The organism is Bradyrhizobium sp. RD5-C2 (assembly GCF_019972155.1).
Taxonomy (GTDB): domain Bacteria; phylum Pseudomonadota; class Alphaproteobacteria; order Rhizobiales; family Xanthobacteraceae; genus Bradyrhizobium.
Genome location: NZ_BOVL01000026.1, coordinates 14,182 through 37,810 on the forward strand (window position 1 = coordinate 14,182; position 23,629 = coordinate 37,810).

The following is a 23,629-nucleotide window of genomic DNA, read 5'->3' on the forward strand; positions in this document are numbered from 1 at the left end:
CATGGCAACCGTCTACGATTTCACCGCCAAGTCGCTGGTCGGCGACGAGGTGCCGCTGCAGCGGTTCGAGGGCCAGGTGCTGCTGATCGTGAACACGGCGAGCGCCTGCGGGTTCACGCCGCAATACAAGGGCCTCCAGGAGCTGCACGCCGGTCTCTCGCCGCGCGGCTTTGCCGTGCTCGGCTTTCCCTGCAACCAGTTCGGCGCGCAGGAGCCGGGCGATGCCAAGCAGATCGCCACGTTCTGCGAGACCAACTACGCCGTGACGTTTCCGATGTTCGCCAAGATCGACGTCAATGGCTCAGGTGCGCATCCATTGTACGAGCACCTGAAACGTGAGAAGTCGGGCCTGCTCGGGCCGGCGATCAAATGGAACTTCACCAAGTTCCTGGTCGATCGCGCCGGCAAGGTCGTGGCGCGGCATGCGCCGACCGCCCGGCCCGAAGGATTGAAGAAGGAAATCGAGGCGCTGCTATGAGCGACGACAACGACACCACCAACGATCAATTTCCGGACCGTCTCTCGATCGATCCGAAGAGCCCCTATTACAACGAGGCGATCCTGTCGCGTGACGTCGGCATCCGGTTCAAGGGTGCCGAGAAGACCAATGTCGAGGAGTACTGCATCAGCGAAGGCTGGGTGCGGGTCACCGCCGGCAACGCCAAGGACCGTTACGGCAATCCGCTGACCATCAAGGTGCACGGGCCGGTCGAGCCGTATTTCCGGGATAAGAAGTAGCCACCGTCATTCCGGGGCACGCGAAGCGTGAACCCGGAATCTCGAGATTCCGGGTTCGATGCTTTGCATCGCCCCGGAATTACGCGCCTAGCAACTCCGAAGGCAACTCCCATGTCCGTCCGCATCGTCGACGTCCGCGAGGTGACAAAGCCGATCTCCTCGCCGATCCGCAACGCCTATATCGACTTCACCAAGATGACCACGAGCCTGGTCGCCGTGGTCACCGATGTGGTGCGCGACGGCAGGCGGGTGGTCGGCTACGGCTTCAATTCCAACGGACGTTACGGGCAGGGCGGACTGATCCGCGAGCGCTTTGCGCCGCGGCTGCTCGAAGCCGATCCGAAATCGCTGCTGGATGCTGATGGCGCCAACCTCGATCCGGACAAGGTCTGGTCGACGCTGATGTCGAACGAGAAGCCGGGCGGCCATGGTGAGCGTTCGGTCGCGGTCGGCACCATCGACATGGCGGTGTGGGACGCGGTGGCGAAGATCGCGGGCAGGCCGCTGTTCCGGCTGCTTGCCGAGCGTCATGGCCTGACCGCCAATCCGCGCGTGTTCGTCTATGCCGCCGGCGGCTACTACTATCCGGGCAAGGACCTCGGCGCATTGCGCAAGGAGATGCGCGGCTATCTCGACCGCGGCTACAACGTCGTCAAGATGAAGATCGGCGGCGCGCCGCTCGCCGAAGATCGCGAACGCATCGATGCGGTGCTGAAGGAGATCGGCCGCGAGGCGCAGCTCGCGGTCGACGCCAACGGCCGCTTCGATCTGGAGACCGCGATCGCCTATGCCAAGATGCTGCGGGAGTATCCGCTGTTCTGGTACGAGGAAGCCGGCGATCCGCTCGACTATGCGTTGCAGGCTGCGCTCGCCGAGTTCTATCCGGGCCCGATGGCGACCGGCGAGAACCTGTTCAGCCACCAGGATGCGCGGAACCTGATCCGCTACGGCGGCATGCGGCCGGATCGTGATTGGCTGCAATTCGACTGCGCGCTGTCCTACGGGCTCTGCGAATATCAGCGCACGCTCGCGGTGCTGAAGACCCACGGCTGGTCGCCGAGCCGCTGCATCCCGCATGGCGGCCACCAGATGTCGCTCAACATCGCGGCCGGCCTCGGCCTCGGCGGCAATGAGAGCTATCCCGACCTGTTCCAGCCCTATGGCGGGTTCCCGGACGGCGTGCGCGTCGAGGGCGGCCACATCGTCATGCCTGATCTCCCCGGCATCGGCTTCGAGGGCAAGTCGGATCTCTATGCGGAAATGAAGGCGCTGGCAGCGTAAGCGGCGCTCGTCCGGCCAGCCCGGCAGGCTCGAGTCCGCTTGCGAAATATCTTGAGCGTCGCTCAAAAAATATTGAACGTCGCTCACGTTCCGATATACTCATACGGGAGTGGCGTCTTCCGCGGATCCCCGGGGAGGCGCCCCAACCGGACATGAGGATCACCGCATGCCATATTCAGCGAAGAATCTCCGGGACGCCGCCGATGCCGGGGTGATTAGCGCCGCTGATCTGGACCGGCTTCTCGCCTTCCTGGCGAGCCATGACGGGCAGGGCGCGGTGGGCGACGCAAGCCCGGCGGCCAGGTTCGATGCCGCGCATGTGCTCTGGTACGCCGGCGCGCTGATCGTGATCGGCGCCATGGGCCTGTTCTCGACCCTGGCCTTCACCCAGATGGGCGGACGGGCGCTGACGGCCTGCGCGATCGCCTACGCCACCGCCTTCGCCGTGGCCGGTCACCACCTCTGGTACGGCAAGAATCTGCGGGTTCCCGGCGGCTTGATGATCGCGATCGCGGTCTCGATGGCGCCGCTTGCCGTCTACGGCATCCAGGACGAACTCGGCTGGTGGGGCAAGTTCGGCAAGCCGGGAACCGTGCAGGATTTCTACATCTGGGTGAAGGGCAGCTGGATCTTCATGGAGATCGCGACCGTCGTCGCCGGCGTCGTCGCGCTGCGCTACTTCCGCTTCGCCTTCATCGTCGCAATCATCGCGTTCGCGCTGTGGTTCATGTCGATGGATCTGGCGCCGTGGTTCAGCGGCACGAATTATGCCGATTTCGAGACGCGGCGCCGGGTGTCGGTGTGGTTCGGATTGGCCGTGCTCGCGGTGGCCTGGATCGTCGACTATCGCAGCCGCAATGGCGACTTTGCGTTCTGGCTGCATCTGTTCGGCCTGATGGCGTTCTGGGGCGGCATCACCGCGTCGGAAGGGTCAACCGAACTCTCGAAAGCGGTGTATTGCCTGCTCAATGTCGGTCTCGTCGCGATTGCGGTGATCCTGATGCGGCGCGCCTATGCGGTGTTCGGCGCGTTCGGCATCTGCATCTATCTCGGACATCTCGCCGACGTCGTCTTCAAGGATTCGCTGTGGTTTCCGTTCTCGCTGTCGCTGATCGGAATTGCCGTGATCGCCGCAGGCTTGCTCTACCATCGCAACGAGCGTGCGATCGCCGCCTGGCTCGCGGCGCATCTGCCGGCGGGGCTGCGTCCGCGGTCCGCCACCGCGTGACGCCGGACGGCATCGAAAGGCTGCTTTAGAACCGGTACAATCTGGAATTCCTACAAGAAGTGCGGCGCGCGAGCGCCGTTCTTCGTTTCCCGGCGCAAATCCGGAAGCCGACAGAAACCATTTGCATCCTTGACTTTTCCAACCCGGCGCTTGCTCCGCGCAGCGCCTGCGCGCTTTCGTCGCGATTTTATTCCGGCCTTACGTAAAAATTTTCTGAGGTCCGTCGTCTGGACGCAGAGCGCCTCACCTCTCTAGAGGACGGCGCATCGCTTTCGCGCAAGGCGACAGTTGCTTGGGGACGACGTCATGACATCAGGATCACAAACCAGCCGTCGCGGTGTTTTGCTCGCGAAGCTGTCGCTGCTCACGGTGAGTTATCTCGCACTGAGCGTTCCGCTCACGCCTTCCGCCGCGCAGGCACAATCGACGCCCTCGCAAGCCGGCGCCTCGACGCTGCCGCCGGTGACCATCACGCCGCCGGCCGCGCAACGCCGCCGCAGCGCGCCATCGACATCGCGCAGCACGACGGCCGCGCGAGGCCGCCGTACCCAGACCGCGCGGCGGATCGAGCCTGCGGTCGCGGCAAAACCGTTTGCGGAATCGCAGGATGCCCGCACCGGCACGTCAGGCTATTTCGCCAACAGCACATCGGTTGCGACCAGGACCAACACCGCCATCGTCAACATCCCGCAATCGCTCAACGTCGTGACGCGGGAGCAGATCCGCGACCAGAACTACCAGGGCCTCACCGACGTCACCCGCTACGTTCCGGGCGTCGCGGTGCACCAGGGCGAGGGCAATCGCGACGAACTCGTGATCCGCGGCGTCGATTCCAGCGCCAATTTCTTCGTCAACGGCTTCCGCGACGACGTGCAGTATTTCCGCGACATGTACAACGCCCAGAGCATCGAGGTGCTGAAGGGCCCGAGCGCGCTGACCTTCGGCCGCGGCGCCGGCGGCGGCCTGCTCAACCGAACGCTCAAGGAGGCTGACGGCAATCGCGTCTACGAGGCGACGGCGCAGACCGGCTCGTGGGGCGATCGCCGCGTCACCCTCGATGCCGGGCAGGCGATCAACGAGAACGTCGCAGCAAGGCTCAACGTGTTCTACGAGGGCGCCGACGCCTTCCGCGACTTCAACCATCTGGAGCGCTACGGCATCAACCCGACGGTGACGCTGAAGCCCGACGACAACACCAAAATCAAGCTGAGCTACGAGTATTTCCACGACGAGCGCACCGCCGACCGCGGCAATCCCTCGCAGGGTGTGCCGGGCGGCGCGACCCGCTTCAATCCGACGGCGCCGTTTGCGCCGAACGGCGACTTCTCGACCTTCTTCGGCAGCCCGAGGCTGAACACCGCGCAGGCGACGGTGCAGACCGGCATGGCCATCATCGAGCATGATTTCGAGAACGGGCTGACGGTGCGCAACGGCACCATCGCCGCCGACTACCAGAAGTTCTACCAGAACATCTATCCGACCGGCGGCGCGCTGGCGGGTGCGGTCAACCCGGCGGATACCGCGGTCAATCTCGGCGCCTATCAGCACACCACCAACCGCGACAACGTCTTCAACCAGACCGATTTCACCTACAAGACCTGGACCGGTCCGCTGTTCCATACCGTCGGCTTCGGCACTGAATTCGGCCGCCAGAGCGGCGTCGACATCCGCAACACCGGCGTGTTCCCGAACGGCACCAACACCATCGTGCAGAACCCGTTCGCGCCGACCTATTTCGGCGCGGTGACGTTCCTTCACCATTTCACCGGCACCAACACCGACGGCGTCACCACGCCGGACTCGAACAGCCGCTATGCGCTGAACATCCAGTCCGGCTATGTCAGGGACACCATCGAGATTTCCCGCGCCGTTCAGATCATCGCCGGCGCGCGGTTCGACCGCTTCGACATGTCGGCGACCGACATGAACACCAACACCAATCGCGGCCGGGTCGACAATCTGGTCTCGCCACAGGCCGCCCTGATCATCAAGCCGATCGAGCAGATGTCGGTCTATACCGCCTACAGCATCTCCTATCTGCCGGCCTCGGGCGACCAGTTCAGCTCGCTGACCGACGGCACGCTGATCCTGCAGCCGCAGCGCTTCGAGAATGTCGAGCTCGGCATGAAGTGGAACATCAATCCGAAGCTGTTGTTCTCGACCGCGGTCTACAATCTGAACCGCACAAACCAGCCGATCCCCGACGGCAACAATCCCGGCTTCTTCTTCCCCTCGGGAAGCACATTGACCCGCGGCGTCGAGGCAAGCTTGACCGGCCATGTCACCGAGCAGTGGCAGTCGTCGCTGGCCTATGCCTATACGGATGCGAAGATCACCGGCGCCACCTCGCCGACGGTCGTTCCCGGCAACCGCGTCCAGCTCGTGCCGTACAATCAGTTTGCCTGGTGGAACAAGTATCAGTTCACGCCGATGTGGGCGGCGGCGCTCGGCGTGATCTATTTCGGCGATTCCTTCGCCTCGTCCGACGACACCGTGCGGCTGCCGAGCTTCGTCCGCTTCGACGCAGCGGTCTATGCCAAGATCGACGAGACCTGGAGCGCCCAGCTCAATGTCGAGAACATCTTCGACAAGGGCTATTGGGCCTCCGCCGACGGCAACAACAATATCTCACCGGGACAGGGTCGCACGGTGCGGCTGACGGCGCGGGCGAGGTTTTAGGGATAGAGGGCGCCGACTATCGTGCCGTCATTGCGAGCGAAGCGAAGCAATCCATCGTTCCGCACAAGAGGAAGGATGGATTGCTTCGTCGCTTGCGCTCCTCGCAATGACGTGGAGAGAGGCGGCCTGCTACCCCAGCCGCATGTCGAGCAGCCGCCGGCCTTCGCCCTTCAGCAGCTTCTTCACCGCGCTCGAGGCGATCACCTCGCCGGTGTTGGCGTAGGCCTCGTGGTTCTTCTCGATGTCGTCGAGGCGGTAGAGGTAGTTGACCATGACGCCGGCAGATTCGCGCAGGCCCTTGGGCGAGAGGTCGCCGAGCCAGTTGATCCGCTCCAGCCGCGCGCCGTTGCCGAGATGGAAGCGCGCAACCGAATCGATCTGCCGTCCCTTCGGCGTGCGCGCCTTCAGGAAGTAGTAGGCGGCGAGCGGCTCCAGCACGGCGCGAAGCTGCGTGGCGAGCTCGGCGTTTTCGAACCAGTCGGGCTTGCCAAGGCTCTCCAGGAGCTGACGGTCCTCGTCGGTAAGCGGCACGTCATCGGCCTGCTTCACCCACTGCATGAAGCCCGGCACCGGCGACAGCGTCACGAAATTGTCGAGCTTGGGCAATTCGCGGCGCAGTTCCTCCACCACCTGCTTGATCAGGAAGCTGCCGAACGAGATGCCGCCGAGCCCGCGCTGGGTGTTGGAGATCGAATAGAACACCGCGGTGCGGGCGCGCTCGACCGGCACCGGCTCGCGCTCTTCGGCAAGCAGCGGCGCGATCGCGCCCGGAATGGCTTCGGTCAGCGCGACCTCGACGAAGATCAGCGGCTCGTCGGCCAGCGCCGGATGGAAGAACGCGTAGCAGCGGCGGTCCACCGGATCGATGCGGCGGCGCAGGTCGTCCCAGTCACGGATCTCGTGCACGGCCTCATAGCGGATGATCTTTTCCAGAATATTGGCCGGCGACGACCAGTCTATCCTGCGCAGCACGAGGAATCCCCTGTTGAACCAGGACGAGAGCAGATGCACCACGTCGCGATCGAGCGCGGCGAGGTCCTTGTTGCCCTTCATCAATGAAAGCAGATCCGAGCGGATCGACACCAGCTCGCCGGTGCCGCCCGGCGCGCGATTGAGCCGGCGGATCAATTCCTGGCGGCGCGGCTCGGAGGCGAAATGCAGGTCGCTGGCGTCGTCGCCATTGGCTTTGGCGCGCCAGCTCTCGATCGCCTGCGCCAGTCTGGCGTGATCGGGGCCGAAATCGCGCGCCAGCGTCTGGAAGAACGACAGGCGGCCGGCGGCATCGAGGTGGTGGTAGCGGTCGAGCACTTCGCGCGCCATCGCGGTGCCGGAGGCCTCGCCGCGGCCGGACAGCAGCGCCTCGCACAATTCCAGCAGCTCGGACGCATCCTGCTTGTCGTCGGTCGGGCTGGCGCGGCCGAGCAGGACGCGGCCGCGTTCGGAAATCGTCGAGAGCAGGTCGGAGAAGAAGGCGTTGGCCATGGGCAGTTCGTATCCAGCGGGTCGTATTCAGTGAAGCCGGACCTTACACGGGATTTAAGGTCGGGAGGACTGCAGTCAAGCGCATGGATCGTACGGAAATATGTCGCAGGACGACAACGGTATAATTCGTCGCCGGTGACCAATCGGGGTCACGTTTTCTCCGCGAACGCGGTCGGCGTCTTGCCGGTGACCTGGCGGAACGCATGGGAAAATGCCGGCACGCTGGCATAACCGAGGTCGGAGGCGACCTGCTTGACCGAAACGTTTGCGCTGGTCGACAGGCGTTCGATCGCGGCCGCGATGCGGGCGCGCTGGCACCAGCTCTTGAAGGACAGTTGCGTCTCCGCCGAGAACAGGCGCGAGAGTGTCCGCGCCGAGGTGCCGATCGTGCGCGCCAGCGCATCGATTTCGTGGTCCTTGGTCGGATCGGCCAATACGATGTCGGCGGCGCGGCGGCAGCGCGGCTCCTGCGGCAGAGGGATGAAGGTCGCGGAATCCTCGGCCTGGTGCAGCTCCAGCATCACGAGCCTGATCAGGAGGTCGGTGCGCTCGCGTCCGCATGAAGCGTCGAACAGCGCAAGGATCGCCTGGTGCACCAGCGGCGACACCCGCACCACGAATTCATGGCCGAGGCTGTCGCTGCGCTTCTCGCGCGCGAGCCACGCCCGGTCGAAATACAGCGTGCGCATCTCGATATCGGCGAGCACGTCGATCGCGTGGGGGAGCAGGGCCGGGACCCAAACCGCGCGGTCCGGCGGCACCAGCCAGCGGCCCTTCGGCGTCGTCACCTGCATGGTGCCGCTCGCGGCATAGACCAGCTGCGCCTCGCGGTGCATGTGCGGGTCGAGGCGGACGCCCTTTTGGTAGCTGCGCGCGACCATGTGCACGCCATCGCCGGTGACGCGCCGGTCCTTGTGGAGGGCTCTTATTGGCGGCTCAGCGATAGTCATTGGCGACATCCCGTCAGGACAAGCACCTATAACCTATTTTCGAGCAATTGAAGAATCGCGCGAGAGACGTGCCTCATGAGCAGCCCAACGAACAGTCCTAGCCGGGTGATCAGCTTCGTCAACGCCGGCCATTTCATCGACCACTATGCGATGCTGATTTTCGCGGCCGCGGTCATCATCATGGGCCCGGCGCTCGGCATGGCCTATTCGGAGCTGCTGCCTTATGCGACGCCAGGCTTCATCGCCTTCGGCGCCGGCTCGCTGATCACCGGCTGGCTCGGCGACCGCTGGAGCCGCCGCCACATGATGCTGATCTTCTTCGTTGGCATCGGCCTGTCGATGATCTCGGTCGGCTTCGTGCAGACGCCGCTGCAACTCGGCGCCGCGCTGCTGGCGATCGGCATCTTCGCCTCGATCTACCATCCGGTCGGCACTGCGATGATCGTGTCCTATGCCGAGAAGCTCGGCGCCCAGATGGGGATCAACGGCGTCTGGGGCAATCTCGGCGTCGCCTCCTCGGCGCTGGTCACCGGCGTGATCGGCCAGTATCTCGGCTGGCGTTGGGCCTTCATCGTGCCCGGCACGGTCACCGTGCTGGTCGGCATCGCCTTTGCGATGACGGTGGTGCATGAGGACCGCAAGGGGTCCAAACAGGCCGCAGCCCAGGTGCGGGTCGCCAAGGAAGACATGTGGCGGGTCGTGCTGTCGCTCTTGATCGTGGTGATCGCGATCTCGACCACCTTCAACGCGGTGACGGTGGCGCTGCCAAAGCTGTTCGCCGAACGGCTCGCCGATCTGACCAGGAGCCCGGCGCTGCTCGGCGTGATCGCCGCCGGGGTCTATGTGTTCGGCGCGATGACGCAGTACACGATCGGCAAGCTGCTCGACAGGCATTCGCTGAAGACGGTGGCGCTGCCGCTGTCGTTCATGCTGGCGCCGTTCCTCTATCTGGCGGCGAGCCTGTCCAACCTGCCGCTGATCGTGGTCTCGATCGGCATCGTGATGGGTGCGTTCGGCCAGGTCACGGTGAACGATGCGATGGTCGGCAAGTACACCACCGAGGAATGGCGCTCGCGCGCCTACGCGGTGCGCTATTTCGTCGGCTTCACCGCCGCGGGCGCCTCCGTCGGCCTGGTGGCGTGGCTGTACGACCAGGGCGGCTTCTCCATGATGCTGCGCGCCTTTGCCGCGCTGTGCCTGCTGGCGATCGCGGCCGCGATTATCCTGCCGCGCGAGATCCGTACGCCGGCCGCGCAAGGGGGCTGATCCCGGGCGTCTTGCGCCGCTTGCCGTTGAGGCAAAGCGCACCCGCCGGCGGGCGGGTGCGCTGATCGGCGCCTGCCGGCATTCGTGACTTGGTCACGCTTCGCGAACTTTGTTCCAACCCGCAGGTGTGGTACCTTTAGCTGGGCCTCGGGGACGAAGGCGTCGGTTGCGCCTCTTTGCACGTATTTTGGAGCAGCCGGAGCGCCATGGGCGAGATTCGCGACTTCAAGTCAGGTCGGTCACAGTCCGACAATACACAGCCTCCCGGCAATTCAGTGCCGCGGCGCCTGGCTGCGATCGTAGCCGGCGATATCGCCGGCTACAGCCGGCTGATGCAACTTGACGAAGAAGGCACCCATGCCCGCGTCAAGCGGACCGTGCGCGATCTGATCGAACCGACCATTGCAGAACACCACGGCAAGCTGGTCAAGACCACCGGCGACGGCTTCATCGCGATGTTCGACAGCCCGGTCGAGGCCGTTCGGTGCAGCATCGTGATTCAACAGAACATGATCGGCCGCAACGCGGCGGTCGCGCGAGATAACTGGATCGAGTACCGGATCGGCGTCAACCTCGGCGACGTCATCATCGAGCCCGACGACATCTATGGCGACGGCGTCAACGTGGCCTCGCGCCTGGAAGGGATCGCGGCGCCGGGTGATGTCTTCATCTCCGGCGGCATCTACGAGCAGATCAAGCACAAGATGGTCTGCGGGTACGAATCGCTCGGCGACAAGAAGGTCAAGAACATCACCGATCCGGTCCGGGTCTATCGCGTGTTGCCGGACGCTGCCGCATACCAGAGGACGCGCCGGCGCCGTGAGTCCATCCTGCTTACGCTGCTCGGACTGGCGGTCGCAATCATCGCTGGCGGCGTGCTCTGGTACATGCTGGCGCAACCGCGCAGCAAGCCGATCGACGTGGCGCGGGCGCCTCCGTCACCGGCCGCATCGCCGGCCGTTCAGCAGCCCGCGCCGAGCCCGGCTCCGGCGCCGGCTCCAGGCCAAGCTGCAAGTCCGGTCCCGAGTGCCGCACCGACGCAGCAAGCCTCGCCTCAAGCCGCACCCTCTGCGGCTCCGGCCGCGTCGGTACCGGAGCCCGAAATGGTCTCGCTGCGGGGCGGCAGCTTCTCGATGGGCAGCAATGACGATCCCTCGGAACGGCCGATCCGCAGGGTGACGGTCAAGCCGTTCGCGATGGGCAAATATCCGGTCACGGTGCTGGAATGGAACGCCTGCGCGGCGGCCAAGGCGTGCGGCTTCACGGCCGGCGGAAAGGACGACATGCCGGTCACCAATGTGAGCTGGAGTGACGCGAAGCAGTATGTGGCATGGTTGGCCGAGCGCACCGGCAAGGCCTACCGGCTACCGAGCGAAGCCGAATGGGAATATGCGGCGCGCGGCGGCACGCAATCGAAATACTGGTGGGGCGACCAGATGCAATCGGGCAACGTCGGTTGCAAGGATTGCGGCGGCGGTGATGCCGCCGAACAGCCGGTCAAGGTCGGCAGCCTCAAGCCGAATCCGTTCGGTCTCTACGACATGGGCGGCGGTGTCGATCAGTGGGTCGAGGATTGCTGGCACAGGAACTACCAGGGCGCTCCGGCCGACGGCGCGGTGTGGTCCGGCGGCGACTGCGGCTCCCATGTCATTCGTTCCGGCTCCTGGAAGAATGATGCGCGCTATGTCCGTCCGGCCAATCGCGACAATTACGACACCAATGTTCGCTACCCGACCCACGGTTTCCGGGTCGCGCTGTCGCCCTGAGCATTCGCCAGGTTTGGAGGGGTTATGAAAAGTGCAGGCTTGATCGCGCTCGCTGCGGCGCTGACATTGCTCGCCGGTCCGGCCGGCGCGCAAAACAAACCGGCGGGGAAAGACACCAAGCTGTATTTCATCTGGCCGCACGACGGGGCCAGGCTCAAAAGCCCGTTCTGGTGCCGCTTTGGGCTGCGCAACATGGGCGTCACCCATGCCGGCGACGAGTATCCGAACAGCGGCCATCACCACCTTCTGATCGATGTGAATGAGCCGTTGAATCCGAATGAGCCGATCCCGTCGGACAAGTCTCACCAGCACTTCGGTGCCGGCCAGACCGAGACGCAGCTCGATCTGGCGCCCGGCAAGCATACCTTGCAGCTGGTGCTGGGCGACGCCAAACACTATCCATTCAACCCACCGGTCGTCTCCGAGAAGATCACCATCCGGGTCAAATAGCCCGATACGGATAGCTCCCTTGCGCGAACCGCCGCTTGCGCAAAGCGGCCTCGTGCTGTTTGTTGCGCGCCGCCGGGCGCAAGACCCGACGTGGAGGGCCTCCGATGTTGTCTCGACCGCTGCGTCTGGCTGGCCTCGTTCTGGGAGTGATCGTTATGGCCGTATCCGCCAACGCTGACGCCTTGAAGGATCAGATCGCGCCGACCGGAAAGCTCCGGGTCGCGATTGCGATCAGCCCGGCGGGCGGCGCATTCTGGTCGACCCGGACCGAGAGCGGCTATGCCGGCGTTCCCGTCGATCTCGGCAGGGAGATGGCGGCGCAGCTTGGCGTCCCCGTCGAATATGTCGTGCACCAGAATTCCGGCCAGATCACCGACGCGGCGTCGAGCAACAGCTGGGACATCACCTTCCTGCCCAAGGATCCAGAGCGCGAGACCAGGATGACGTTCGGGCCGATCTACGAGGTCGCCGACGCCACCTACATCGTCAAGCCGGGGTCGATGATCGCGAATTTCGCGGCACTGGATGAGGACGGCGTCAAGGTCGCTGCCGTCAACGCCACCACCACGATGCGTGGCGCGATGGCGCATCTCAAGCACGCCAAGGTCACGGGCTATCAGACCTATGACGAGATCTTCAATCTCCTGAAGAGCGGCGAGATCGACGCGTTCGCGTTGTCGCGCGATCAGCTCAATGCGATGGCCAAGAAGATTCCGGGCACCCGCGTGCTGGACGAGACCTTCAAGCAGACCGTCACCGCGGTTGCGGTGCCGCTCAACCATCCGCTGGCCGCGGCGTTCGCCGCCAGGTTCATGGCCGATGCGATCGCCAACGGCGCGCTGCGCAAGGCCTATGACAATAACGGGCTGAAGGGCTCCCCGGTTCGTACCGAGGTGAAGTAGACCAGCGCGTATCGACTCTAGCGCCGTCGTTCTCAACTATCCCCGTCATCCTGAGGAGCGCGTAGCGCGTCTCGAAGGATGCACGGCCCGGCTGGTGGCCGTCGACCCTTCGAGACGCGCTGCGCGCTCCTCAGGGTGATGGTGCTGGAGAGGCGCGCACTGGGTGACATCTGGGCATGCTGCATAATTCCGCGCCATCGCGCGGGGCAGCTCCTACGTCGTCTGTCTAACTCATTGTATTCACATGGATTTAATGCCATCCTCGGGCGCCTCCGGTTGGCACATCCATTGCTTTTGATAGCACCAGTCAATGACGACTGCCGTCCTCCGGATCGCCGAAGCCAGTGCTGGCCGCGGCGAGGGGATCAAGGCGTCCCGCTCGGGCGCCGCGAGCAATCGTTGCACCCCCATCTCCCCGACGGACGAGCATTTCAACCAACCCGCGTCGCTTCCGGCAGGCAGCCGGCGCGGCCGAATTGCGCAAGGGGAATTTACGAATGGCCTATCTCGCACCGTCCGAGTTCGTCACCAAGATGGTGGACGCCGGCGAATCCAAGATCTTCATGTCGACGCGCGACACCGTGATCCGCGCCTACATGGCCGGTGCGATCCTCGCGCTGGCAGCCTGGTTTGCCGTGACGATCAACGTCAACACCGGTCAGCCGCTCGTCGGCGCATTGCTGTTTCCGGTCGGTTTCGTGATGCTCTATCTGCTGGGCTTCGACCTGCTGACGGGCGTGTTCGTCCTTTCTCCGCTCGCGCTGCTCGACAAGCGCCCCGGCGTCACGCTCGGCGGCGTGCTGCGCAACTGGGGCCTCGTCTTCGTCGGCAACTTCGCCGGTGCGCTCACGGTGGCGTTCATGATGGCGTTCGTGACCACCTTCGGCTTCACGCAGGAGCCCGACAAGGTCGGCATGACCATCGGAAACGTCGGCGAGGCGCGAACGTTGGGCTACGCGGCGCATGGCGCGGCGGGCATGGCCACGCTCTTCATCCGCGGCATGCTCTGCAACTGGATGGTTTCGACGGGCGTCGTCGGCGCCATGATCTCAACGACCGTGCCCGGCAAGGTCATCGCGATGTGGATGCCGATCCTGGTGTTCTTCTACATGGTGTTCGAGCATTCGGTGGTGAACATGTTCCTGTTCCCGTCGGGACTGATGCTGCATGCCAAGTTCTCGATCATGGATTACCTGATCTGGAACGAGATCCCGACCGTGCTGGGCAACCTCGCCGGCGGCCTCGCCTTCACCGGGCTCACGCTCTACACGACGCATGTGAAGACGGCGCCGAAGCGCCAGCGCCTCGCGGCTTGATCCCGGGCGGCTTATGGGGCTCTCCTGTCACGGAGGGCCCCATTCGCATTGAGACGGTCGATGCCGCGCGCGCTGACAATATCGGTCGGGCAATTCTCTGATCAGGGCCGCAAGGACACCAATCAGGATTTCCACGGCGTCTTGATCCCCGACGAGCCGCTGCTCGGCCTGAAGGGCATCGCCGTGGTGCTTGCCGACGGCATCTCCTCGAGCAGCGTCAGCCGCATCGCCGCCGAGTCCGCGGTCAAGAGCTTCCTGACCGATTACTACTGCACCTCGGAATCCTGGTCGGTGAAGACCTCGGCGCAGCGGGTGCTGGAGGCGACCAATTCCTGGCTGCACGCGCAGACCAGGCGCAGCCAGAACCCCTACGACAAGGACAAGGGTTACGTCTGCACGCTGAGCGCGCTGGTGATCCGGTCGACCACGGCCCATCTGTTCCATGTCGGCGACTCCAGGATCTACCGCGTCGCGGGCAACAGCCTCGAGCAATTGACCAACGACCACCGCGTCGTGCTGTCGTCGCAGCAGAGCTATCTCGGCCGCGCGCTCGGCGTGAACCCGCAGCTCGAGATCGACTACCAGAATCTCCGGCTGGAGCGGGGCGACACCTTCCTGCTGGTGACCGACGGCATCTACGAGCACGTCCCGGCGCGGCAGCTGGCGAAGACGATCAGGGATGGCGCTGCCGATCTCGACGCTGCCGCGAAGTCGATCGTCGCGCAAGCCTATGACAACGGCAGCCCGGACAATCTCACCGCGCAGATCATCCGGATCGACGAGTTGCCGGACGGCGATGCCAGCGAGGTGTTCGGCCAGCCCACCGAGCTGCCGCTGCCGCCGCTGCTCGATGCACGGATGCTGTTCGACGGCTACCGCATCGTGCGCGAGCTGCATGCATCGCACCGCAGCCACATCTATCTCGCAGTCGACGAGGAGAGCGGCACCACGGTCACGATCAAGATCCCCTCGATCGACCTGCGTGACGACGGCGCCTATTTGAAGCGCTTCATGATGGAGGAATGGGTCGCGCGGCGGATCGACAGCCCGCATGTGCTGAAGCCGTTTCTGCCGCAGCGCAAGCGCAACTTCCTCTATGTCGCAATGGAGTACATCGACGGCCAGACCCTGACGCAGTGGATGATCGACGATCCTGCGCCGTCGCTGGAGACGGTGCGCGACATCACCGAGCAGATCGCAAAAGGGCTGCGCGCCTTCCACCGCAAGGAGATGCTGCACCAGGACGTCAGGCCCGACAACATCATGATCGACCGGACCGGCACGGTGAAGATCATCGATTTCGGCTCGACGCGGATCTCCGGCGTCGCCGAGGCGGTGCCGGCGGGTGTCGAGGATATCCTGGGCACCCAGCAATACACCGCGCCGGAGTATTTCCTGGGCGAGGGCGGCACCGCGCGCTCGGACCTGTTCTCGCTCGGTGTCGTCACCTATCAGATGCTGACGGGCCGCTTGCCCTACGGCGCGCAGATCGCGCGCGCCCGCACCCGATCCGACTTCAACCGGCTGGTCTATCGTCCGGCCGCATATGGCGGCCGCGAAATTCCGAACTGGGTCGACGGCACGCTGGAGCGTGCCGTGCACGTCAATCCGCTGAAGCGCTACGACAGCTTTTCGGAGTTTCTGTTCGACCTGCGCAATCCCAACGCAAGATATCTGACGACGTCATCGACGCCGCTGATCGAGCGCAACCCGGTGCTGTTCTGGAAGTCGACCACGCTGGTGCTGGCGCTGGTCGTGGTGCTGCTGCTCGCCTACGGCGCGCATCATTGGCGGTAGCAGGGCCAAATCCGCCGGCCTTTCCCGTCACCCTGAGGAGCGCGCAGCGCGTCTCGAAGGGTCGACGGCCCCGCTGGTGGCCGATTCATCCTTCGAGGCTCGCTGCGCTCGCACCTCAGGATGACGGGAGGAGAGTTGAGTCCGCTGCGCCTAATGCGTCGCGCCGGCGGCAATCGGATCGAGACCGCTCTTGACCAGCGCGTCGCGCGCATCTGATGAGGCGAGGAAACTGATCAGCGCCTTGCCGGCGTCGGGCTCCTTCGAGGCGGTCGCGATGCCGGCGGAGAACACCGTGATTTTCTGCAACGGCTCCGGGAGCGGACCTATGATGTCGATGCCGGCGACCGGCTTCAGCTCGGAGATCTGCTGCAGGCCGATCTCGGCCTCGCCCTTGGCGACGATCTCGCCGACCGGGGTTGCCGGGATCATCCGCGCCTTGTCCTTCATCTGGTCGGCGATGCCGAGTTTTGCGAACATCTCGGTCGAGACATAGATGCCGCTGGCGCTGTCGGAATAGGCGACCGACTTTGCTGCCAGCAGGGCCTGCTTCACGCTGTCGGCCGAACTGATGTCCGGCTTTGGTGCGCCTGATTTCACCGCAATGCCGATCGGCGACTTCACGAGGTCGACGCGGCTGTCGGCCACCACCTTGCCCTGCTTGATCAGGTCACCCAGCGCATAGCCGACCATGATCAGCACGTCGGCCGGCTCGCCGCGCGCCAGCCGCACCGGAATGGCGTTGGTCGTGGTGCCCATCGACGGCCCGAAGGCGGTCACCACCTTGTGCCCGGTCTTGCGCTCGAACTCCGGCACCAGCGCCTTGTAGGCCGCGGTCAGCCCGCCCGAGATCATGACATGGACTTCGGCGGCGGATGCGGCTGACGTGAAGGCGAGGGCGACGATGACGGCGAGCGTGAGGGTGCGGAAGGTGGCGCGCATGGAGTTTCTCCCTGGACGATTCTTGGGAAACGGGTCGTCGTGGCCGGGGAGACTACTGGTCAGTGGGGAGCGTGACTAGCCATCCTTCGTCATTGCGAGGAGCGAAGCGACGAAGCAATCCATCTATCCTGGGTGGGAATATGGATTGCTTCGCTTCGCTCGCAATGACAGGGAACGAGCGTCGCCAGTCCTCACGAATTCACATGCACGAAATCGCGCAGCAACGGGTAGATCTCGTTGTTCCAGCGCTTGCCGGAGAACACGCCGTAATGGCCGACGCCGGCCTGCATGTGGTGCACCTTGCGATAGGTGCGCACGCCGGTGCAGAGGTCCTGGGCGGCGAGCGTCTGGCCGATCGAGCAGATGTCGTCCTTCTCGCCTTCCACCGTCATCAGGCCCATGCGCCGGATCGCCGCCGGGTTCACCGGGCGGCCGCGATGCATCAGCATGCCCTGCGGCAGCAGATGCTCCTGAAACACATCGCGCACCGTCTCGATATAGAATTCCGCGGGCAGATCCATTACCGCAAAATACTCGTCGTAGAAGGTCTTGATCAGCTCAGCCTTGGCAGTCTCGCCCTTGGCGAGATGATCGGCGAGGTCAATGTGCTGCTTGATGTGGCGCTCCAGGTTCATCGAGACGAACGCCGTCAGCTGCACGAAGCCGGGATAGACCTGACGCAGCGCGCCCTTGCACTGCATCGGCACGTAGTTGATCAGATTGTCCTCGAACCATTTGATCGGCTTGCTCTTGGCAAATTCATTCACCTTGGTCGGCAGGATCCGCGTGTCGATCGGGCCGGCCATCAGGGTCAGCGACGCCGGCCGCGCCGGATGATTGTCCTCCGACATGATCGCGGCAGCCGCCAGCGCCGACACCGAAGGCTGGCAGATCGCCACCATATGCGCGCGCGGGCCGAGCTGCCCCAGGAAGTCGATCAGATGGTCGGTGTAGTCCTCGAGCCCGAAGCGGCCCTCCTTGCGCGGGATATCGCGCGGATTGTGCCAGTCGGTGATGTAGACGTCGTGGTCCTGCAGCAGCGTCTTCACGGTGCCGCGCAGCAGCGTGGCAAAATGTCCGGACATCGGCGCCACCAGCAGCAGCCGCGGCTGCTCCGGTCCGTCCACCTTCCTGAAATGCAGCAGCGAGCCGAACGGCGTCGCATAGGCGACCTCCTCGCTCACCTGGCATTCCCGGTTGCCGGAGGACACGCTGCCGATGGCGTAGTCGGGACGGGCGTAGGTCAGGGTGGAGCGCGAGATCAGCTCGAGCGCTGCCGCGAGCCGGCCGTACGCCCTGTCGGCGGCGCCCTGCGGCACCAGATTGAGGTATTTCAGCGCCGCCGCAGCCCCGGTCCGCCATGGCGCCGTGAGGTCCATGTGGTTCTGATAGGCTTGGTACATCATTGACATCATACGCATCCGCCCCTGGCAGGGATGGATATGCAATATCGACGCCAGAGAAGGGGCGGGCTGCCCGGCAAATTGGCACGTGGCTTGCTGCAAAAATGAACGGCTTCGGGGCGCGGCGGCTTGGACCGGCGCGCGCTGCCCGGGGGTAAGGACGCGTTCAGGGCGTGAGGAGCGGGCATGGCGAAGGCGACACTCACCATCAGCAGCAAGAATTATTCGTCCTGGTCGCTGCGCGGCTGGTTGCTGGCGAAATTCGCCGGGCTGGAGTTCGAGGAGGTGGTCACCGCGCCGGATGACCCCACGGCGCGGGCCGAGCTGCTGCTGCTGTCGTCGTCGATCCTGGTGCCCTGCCTGCGCCACGAGGGCGCGACCGTCTGGGACACGCTGGCGATCGGCGAGTATCTCAACGAGATCATGCCGCACGCCGGGCTGCTGCCGGACGACCGGATCCAGCGCGCGCATTGCCGCTCGATCTCGGGTGAAATCCATTCCGGCTTCACCACGCTGCGCTCGTCTTTACCGGTCAACCTCAAGGGGCATTTTCCCGGTTTCAAGATCTGGTCGCGGGCGCAGGCCGATATCGACCGTGTCTGCACCATCTGGCGCGATTGCCTTAGCCTGTCAGGCGGACCGTTCCTGTTCGGCGAGCGCCGCACCATGGCGGACGCGATGTATGCCCCCGTCGTGACCCGCTTCATGACCTATGACGTGAAGCTCGACCCTGTTCTGACGGCGTATGCCAGGACCATCATGGCGATGCCCGAGATGCAGCAATGGATCGAGGCCGCCAAGGCCGAGCCTGCCGACGTCGAGGAGCTCGAGGTCGAATATTAGGCAACGCGCGCCGGGGCCTGCCGGCGCCGGCGGCTCAAGCTCCAGGCAAGCCTTGCTCAATCGACGTGCCGCCGCCGCCCGGCCCCGGCGCCGCGCGGCGATCGGGCGCAGCGCGCGCCGAACGCAAATTCACGCCTTGCTCCAGATGCTTCCGCTGAGATGGCGGAGCATGGCGAGGCCGATCGCCGCAGCACAACCGGGCTGGCAAGGATTTCGCATAGCAACAAGCGAGCTGTGACCGCGACGATGCGACGCTGCCGAAAATTTGGACGCTGAGCCGCGCCGCGATCTCGCGAACACGAGAACCGTGGAGGCTTGAAATGAACCAGCACGCCATCGTCAGCAAATTCTCTCACGTCAAACCCGGTGACACCGAGTTCAAGGGCGGAGGTCTGCGCGACTTCTTCCTGTATCGCGATCTCGGCATCGCCGATGCCACCGGCGGGCAGGTGATCTGCCATCTGGTCAAGGCCAATCCCGACCTGCCGCCGGAGGAGGGCACCGGTTGGCACAAGCATCTGTGCGATTTTCAGATCGTCATCATGACCAAGGGCTGGGCGCGCTTCATGTACGAGGACAAGGAGACGCTGGTCGAGGCCGGCGACGTGATCCATCAGCGGCCCGGCATCACCCACTACCTGTTCGATTACTCGAAGGACATGGAATACCTCGAGATCGTCAGCCCCGCCGATTTCAAGACCGTGGATGTGCCGCCGGCAACCGAGACCGTGCCGCCGGTGACGCCGTGGAAATGATCGCCAAGGAGGATCAGAGGAGGGTTCGCAAATGTCGTCCGCGGAGGAATTAACCTTTGTCGTCGGCCGCTGGCTGCGGCCGATCGTCATGCTTCTGTATGTGGTGCGCCGCCTCGGGCTGATGACCACATCTAGCCGTGAACAACGGAGTACGTCGCTCAATCAGTGATTCGGACGCGGTTCGTTCCATCCGCGTTCCAAATCTTAAAGCGCCTGCGCGCGCGCGTCGCGTTTTGAAACAGCGCGCGCCAATGCACCCCTCAGGCCACGCCCGCACGCTTCTCGCGCGGCGTGCGCCAGGCGATGACATTGACTTCCAGCGGGCCACCGGTCGTGTCATTGCGCCACTTGCCGTCGATGAATCGGCAGGCGAACGGCAGCTGATACGTTCCGCTGTGATCCTCACAAAGCACTTCCACGCGTTGTTCCGGCGAAGGTTCGCCATTGCCGTCGAATTGCGCCAGCCGTTTTTCGCGCGTAGCCATACGATCTGTCTCCACTGCCCAAGGTCGAGCCAAAAGGGGTCGAACCAAACAAGTTCCGAAGGCCCCCGTCCCCACGAGTAGTCCCCGTAATGGGTGAAGCACACCGCTCGAATGCGGTTTCAGTGTGGTATGTCTGCCCGGCTTTCAGCGTCGCGAGCACAAATCTGTGAATGACGCATGTGATTGGGGGATGCCGATGATCGCGCGCTTCGTTGTTGCCTTGCTGGTGCCGCTTGCACTCGGCGTCGTCGGAACCGCGCATGCGCAGGACGTTCCCGGTATCGAGATCTGCACCGTCGAGAAAACCATGGAGCGGCGCACCAGCTGCCTGCAGAGCAATGTCGATTTCCTGCAGAAGACAATCGGCAAGCTCACATCGGATCATCAGCAGAAGCTCGACGCCGCCAACCGGCAGATCGAGAGCCTGAAGGGTTCGGTCGCAAGCTTGCAGAAGCTCGTCACCGATTTGCAGGCGGCGCAAGTCAAGCTGACCGACGACCTGAAGAAGAAAGCCGACGCGCCACCGGCCAAGGATGCGACGCCGGCTGCGAAGGACGGGACGAAGTAGGAAATCGTCATTGCGAGGAGCGAAGCGACGAAGCAATCCATGCTTCAGCACGTGCGGTACTGTGGATTGCTTCGCTTCGCTCGCAATGACGGCAGAGAGTGTGGCTCGTCACGCCACCCGGTATTTCTCCATCACATCGCGATCCGGTTCGTAGCCGAGCCCGGGGCCATGCGGCACGGCGACATGGCCATTGGCGTCGACGTCGATGCGGTCGCCCCACAGGCAGGCGGGGCGCTTCATGAAGAACATTTCGATCAGGCCTTCGTCGCGGATGGCCATCAGATGCAGCGTGGCGAGGAAGCCCGGCCCGAAATAGGGCGAGTGCGGAATCACCTGGACGCCGAACTCGTCGGCGAGCACCGCCACGCGCAAAAATTCGGTGACGCCGCCGACCTTGATCACCGAGGGCTGGGCGTGACTGACTGCGCCCGCCGTCATCATCTGGCGAAATTGATGCACGGTGCAGGCGTTCTCGCCGGCGGCGATATCGAGCCGGCCTTCTCTGCGCACCTCCGCGAGCGTCGCAAAATCCTCCGGCGGCCAGACCGGCTCCTCCAGGAACATCGGCGCGGCCTGCTTGCAGTCGCGAGCGAACTGGATCGCCGCCGGCCCATCCAGCGGACAATTCATGTCGACCATCAGCGGCACGCCGGGACCGATCGCTTCGCGCGCCGCGGCAACCGCCGGCACGGTGGTCTCGTGCAGCTTGATCGCGGCGTAACCGAGCTTGATCGCCTTCTTGCATTCGGCGGCGATGTGCGTGGGATTGCCGATCCGCATCAGGCTCGCATAGGCCGGAATCGTGCTGCGCTTGGCGCCGCCGATCAGTTGATGCAGCGGCACGCCCTTCACCTTGCCGGCGAGATCCCACAGCGCGATGTCGAGTGCCGAAATCGCAAACATCGTGATGCCGTAGCGGCCGAACAGATGCAGATTGCGCTGGATCTGCTCCATCGCGGCGGGAATGCTGGCCGCATCGGGCACCTCGAGGCCGCGCGCCTGCGGCGCGATCATCTCGGCCACCGCCGCGCAGCTCGTCTTCGGGCAGACATAGGCGAAGGCATCGCCCCAGCCGGTCAGACCGGCATCGGTCGAAACCTCGACCAGCACCATGTCGAGCGCCGAGATCGCGGAAGCGCCCTGGCGGAAGCTCGCAGGGCCGGCGTCATAGGGAATGCGGATGTGGTGGGCGCGGACGTCGGTGATCTTCATTGTTGTTCTCCTTCCGATCGCAGGCTTGCTTGTGACGAGTCTTGCTCCTGACAAGTCTTGCTCGTCAATCGTGTCGAAGACGTGGATGCCCGGCGTAGCCGCCGGGCATCACGAACTCCGGACCTGTGGGGAGGGCTGCTACGAGCTCTTCTCGCCGCTCATGACGGGCCCGAACCGCTCCCAGCTCTCGCCCTTGAAGCGCATCATCTGCAACTGCTCGATCGGTGCATAGTCGTCCGGTCCGGTCTTGATCTTGGTGCCGGGCAAATAGATGCCGATCTCGAAGTTGAGGCTGGCCGCCTGCTTGATCAGGTTCTCGCGGGTGAGGTTGTCGCCGCATTGCCGCAACACCTGCTCGAGCCCCTTGGCGACGCCGTAACCGAACACGGTCGAGGCGTCGTTCTGGTCGCCCTCGGGATACCACCTGGTCATGAAGGCGCGCCACTCGTTCATGGCCGGATCGGTCTTCCACTCGTGATCCGCGGGATCCTTCAGATACTGGGTCGACAGGATGTCCTGGCTCGCCTCATAGCCGGCCGGCTTCATCACGCCGCCGATCGAGACCGAGACGTTGGTCAGGAACTGGACCGGATGCCAATCGAGCTCGGCGGCCTTCTTGATCGCCTGTGCCGCGAATTTCGGCGTTGCAATGTTGACGAAGATGTCGGGGTTGGCGCCCTTGATCTGCACGATCTGCGAATCCACCGTCGGCGACGTGGTCTCGTAGGAGGATTCGACGACGATCAGTTTCTTGGCCGCATCGCCGAGCCCGTCATGCAGGCCGATCAGATAGTCCTTGCCGAAATCGTCGTTCTGGTAGAGCACGCCGATGGTCTTGCCGGGATATTTCTGCAGAATGTACTTCGCATAGATGCGGGCCTCGACCTGGTAGCTCGGCTGCCAGCCCATGGTCCACGGAAAGTTCTTCGGATCGTTCCACTTGGCGGCGCCGGTGGAGACGAACAGCTGCGGCACCTTCTTGGCGTTCATGTATTTCTGGATCGCGGTGTTGCCCGGCGTGCCCAGCGGATTGAAGATCAAGAGCACCTCGTCGCTCTCGACCAGCTTGCGGGCCTGCTCGACCATCTTCGGCGGGCTGTAGCCGTCGTCGTAGGAGACGAAGTTGATCTTGCGGCCGTTGATTCCGCCTTCGCTGTTGAGCTTGTTGAAATAGGCCGCTTCCGTCTTGCCGATCGTGGCGTAGGCGGATGCCGGGCCTGAATAGGGCATGATGTTGCCGACCTTGATCTCGGTGTCGGTCGCACCCGGATCATATTTCTTCTGGGCGTTGGCGGCGCTGGCGACGGCGATCGTCAAAAGCCCCGCAAGCACCGCAGACTTGACGCAGTTGACATAGCTCAGGCGATGGTGGTGCATCATTGTCCTCCCTGACATGCTGGCCGCGGCTCGTGCAGTCTTGATTTTCGGGCAGCTTGGTGAGCCGTCGGATCGATGCAACTGCGAGTATGCACGATTGCAACGGTGTTGCCAGCGACGGCTTTGCGGTAAAATTTCGCAGAGCGGAACCACAGTTTCGCCGTTGCGCAGCAAGGACTGTCAAATGCCGTG

General features: G+C 64.1%; 22 protein-coding genes. 15 read left to right on the plus strand and 7 right to left on the minus strand.

Features of this window, described 5'->3' with window-relative positions; all coding sequences use genetic code 11:
• Window position 1: 1 nt before the first annotated feature.
• The 5 genes from BraRD5C2_RS31800 to BraRD5C2_RS31820 all read left to right on the plus strand — a co-directional run bounded on the left by BraRD5C2_RS31800 (window position 2) and on the right by BraRD5C2_RS31820 (window position 5,926).
• On the plus strand, window positions 2-478 hold the full coding sequence (locus tag BraRD5C2_RS31800; RefSeq protein ID WP_223975256.1) for a glutathione peroxidase: 477 nt from the start codon (window positions 2-4) through the stop codon (window positions 476-478).
• A complete protein-coding gene (locus BraRD5C2_RS31805; protein ID WP_223975257.1) occupies window positions 475-738 on the plus strand; it encodes a DUF3297 family protein in 264 nt (87 codons plus the stop codon). The genes BraRD5C2_RS31800 and BraRD5C2_RS31805 overlap by 4 nt, the downstream gene beginning before the upstream one ends.
• Before the next feature lie 111 nt (window positions 739-849).
• On the plus strand, window positions 850-2,019 hold the full coding sequence (locus tag BraRD5C2_RS31810; protein WP_223975258.1) for a mandelate racemase/muconate lactonizing enzyme family protein: 1,170 nt from the start codon (window positions 850-852) through the stop codon (window positions 2,017-2,019).
• A 166-nt stretch (window positions 2,020-2,185) separates the two neighbouring features.
• On the plus strand, window positions 2,186-3,247 hold the full coding sequence (locus BraRD5C2_RS31815; protein WP_223975259.1) for a V-type ATP synthase subunit I domain-containing protein: 1,062 nt from the start codon (window positions 2,186-2,188) through the stop codon (window positions 3,245-3,247).
• Window positions 3,248-3,553: 306 nt separating this feature from the next.
• Window positions 3,554-5,926: a TonB-dependent receptor gene (locus BraRD5C2_RS31820; protein ID WP_223975261.1), complete on the plus strand. Its 2,373-nt coding sequence runs from the start codon at window positions 3,554-3,556 to the stop codon at window positions 5,924-5,926.
• 129 nt (window positions 5,927-6,055) lie between these two features.
• Here the strand turns inward: BraRD5C2_RS31820 and BraRD5C2_RS31825 are convergent, their stop codons facing one another.
• Window positions 6,056-7,408, minus strand: coding sequence for a malonyl-CoA decarboxylase (locus tag BraRD5C2_RS31825; protein ID WP_223975263.1), 1,353 nt, complete (start codon window positions 7,406-7,408; stop codon window positions 6,056-6,058).
• Between the two features lie 149 nt (window positions 7,409-7,557).
• Window positions 7,558-8,358, minus strand: coding sequence for an AraC family transcriptional regulator (locus BraRD5C2_RS31830; protein WP_223975264.1), 801 nt, complete (start codon window positions 8,356-8,358; stop codon window positions 7,558-7,560).
• A gap of 75 nt (window positions 8,359-8,433) precedes the next feature.
• On the opposite strand from BraRD5C2_RS31830, the gene BraRD5C2_RS31835 reads away from it, so the two are divergent.
• From BraRD5C2_RS31835 to BraRD5C2_RS31860, 6 genes are all read left to right on the plus strand, one after another.
• A complete protein-coding gene (locus tag BraRD5C2_RS31835) occupies window positions 8,434-9,624 on the plus strand; it encodes an MFS transporter (RefSeq protein ID WP_223975265.1) in 1,191 nt (396 codons plus the stop codon).
• A 206-nt stretch (window positions 9,625-9,830) separates the two neighbouring features.
• Entirely contained in the window at window positions 9,831-11,390 is a 1,560-nt protein-coding gene (locus BraRD5C2_RS31840; RefSeq protein WP_223975266.1) for an SUMF1/EgtB/PvdO family nonheme iron enzyme, read from the plus strand.
• Between the two features lie 24 nt (window positions 11,391-11,414).
• Window positions 11,415-11,840, plus strand: a complete 426-nt coding sequence (locus tag BraRD5C2_RS31845) for a DUF4399 domain-containing protein (RefSeq protein WP_223975267.1) — start codon at window positions 11,415-11,417, stop codon at window positions 11,838-11,840.
• A 155-nt stretch (window positions 11,841-11,995) separates the two neighbouring features.
• A complete protein-coding gene (locus BraRD5C2_RS31850) occupies window positions 11,996-12,742 on the plus strand; it encodes a transporter substrate-binding domain-containing protein (RefSeq protein ID WP_223975268.1) in 747 nt (248 codons plus the stop codon).
• A 497-nt stretch (window positions 12,743-13,239) separates the two neighbouring features.
• Entirely contained in the window at window positions 13,240-14,058 is an 819-nt protein-coding gene (locus tag BraRD5C2_RS31855) for a formate/nitrite transporter family protein (RefSeq protein ID WP_212310650.1), read from the plus strand.
• A gap of 60 nt (window positions 14,059-14,118) precedes the next feature.
• The gene (locus BraRD5C2_RS31860) at window positions 14,119-15,855 is read left to right on the plus strand and encodes a bifunctional protein-serine/threonine kinase/phosphatase (protein ID WP_223975270.1); all 1,737 of its coding nucleotides are present in this window, start codon (window positions 14,119-14,121) and stop codon (window positions 15,853-15,855) included.
• A gap of 150 nt (window positions 15,856-16,005) precedes the next feature.
• Here the strand turns inward: BraRD5C2_RS31860 and BraRD5C2_RS31865 are convergent, their stop codons facing one another.
• Window positions 16,006-16,794 carry a substrate-binding domain-containing protein gene (locus tag BraRD5C2_RS31865; RefSeq protein ID WP_223975272.1) on the minus strand — a complete coding sequence of 263 codons (789 nt, stop codon included), beginning with the start codon at window positions 16,792-16,794 and terminating at the stop codon, window positions 16,006-16,008.
• A 191-nt stretch (window positions 16,795-16,985) separates the two neighbouring features.
• Window positions 16,986-18,209: a polyhydroxyalkanoate depolymerase gene (locus BraRD5C2_RS31870; RefSeq protein WP_223975274.1), complete on the minus strand. Its 1,224-nt coding sequence runs from the start codon at window positions 18,207-18,209 to the stop codon at window positions 16,986-16,988.
• A gap of 174 nt (window positions 18,210-18,383) precedes the next feature.
• Between BraRD5C2_RS31870 and BraRD5C2_RS31875 the strand changes: the two genes are divergently transcribed.
• The 3 genes from BraRD5C2_RS31875 to BraRD5C2_RS31885 all read left to right on the plus strand — a co-directional run bounded on the left by BraRD5C2_RS31875 (window position 18,384) and on the right by BraRD5C2_RS31885 (window position 19,964).
• The gene (locus tag BraRD5C2_RS31875; RefSeq protein ID WP_223975276.1) at window positions 18,384-19,040 is read left to right on the plus strand and encodes a glutathione S-transferase; all 657 of its coding nucleotides are present in this window, start codon (window positions 18,384-18,386) and stop codon (window positions 19,038-19,040) included.
• A gap of 320 nt (window positions 19,041-19,360) precedes the next feature.
• Window positions 19,361-19,795 (plus strand): cupin domain-containing protein, encoded by a 435-nt coding sequence (locus BraRD5C2_RS31880; protein ID WP_173638102.1) that lies wholly within the window; start codon window positions 19,361-19,363, stop codon window positions 19,793-19,795.
• A 31-nt stretch (window positions 19,796-19,826) separates the two neighbouring features.
• A complete protein-coding gene (locus BraRD5C2_RS31885; protein WP_223975277.1) occupies window positions 19,827-19,964 on the plus strand; it encodes a hypothetical protein in 138 nt (45 codons plus the stop codon).
• 91 nt (window positions 19,965-20,055) lie between these two features.
• On the opposite strand, the gene BraRD5C2_RS31890 is transcribed toward BraRD5C2_RS31885, so the two are convergent.
• Complete coding sequence (locus tag BraRD5C2_RS31890; RefSeq protein WP_223975278.1) at window positions 20,056-20,280, minus strand: hypothetical protein; 225 nt, start codon at window positions 20,278-20,280, stop codon at window positions 20,056-20,058.
• Between the two features lie 196 nt (window positions 20,281-20,476).
• On the opposite strand from BraRD5C2_RS31890, the gene BraRD5C2_RS31895 reads away from it, so the two are divergent.
• Window positions 20,477-20,848, plus strand: a complete 372-nt coding sequence (locus BraRD5C2_RS31895) for a hypothetical protein (protein ID WP_223975279.1) — start codon at window positions 20,477-20,479, stop codon at window positions 20,846-20,848.
• A gap of 108 nt (window positions 20,849-20,956) precedes the next feature.
• Here BraRD5C2_RS31895 and BraRD5C2_RS31900 read toward each other — a convergent pair whose 3' ends face one another.
• Both BraRD5C2_RS31900 and BraRD5C2_RS31905 read right to left on the minus strand, forming a co-directional pair.
• Window positions 20,957-22,060 carry a mandelate racemase/muconate lactonizing enzyme family protein gene (locus tag BraRD5C2_RS31900; RefSeq protein ID WP_223975280.1) on the minus strand — a complete coding sequence of 368 codons (1,104 nt, stop codon included), beginning with the start codon at window positions 22,058-22,060 and terminating at the stop codon, window positions 20,957-20,959.
• A gap of 138 nt (window positions 22,061-22,198) precedes the next feature.
• Window positions 22,199-23,440 carry an ABC transporter substrate-binding protein gene (locus tag BraRD5C2_RS31905; protein WP_223975281.1) on the minus strand — a complete coding sequence of 414 codons (1,242 nt, stop codon included), beginning with the start codon at window positions 23,438-23,440 and terminating at the stop codon, window positions 22,199-22,201.
• Window positions 23,441-23,629 lie beyond the last annotated feature (189 nt).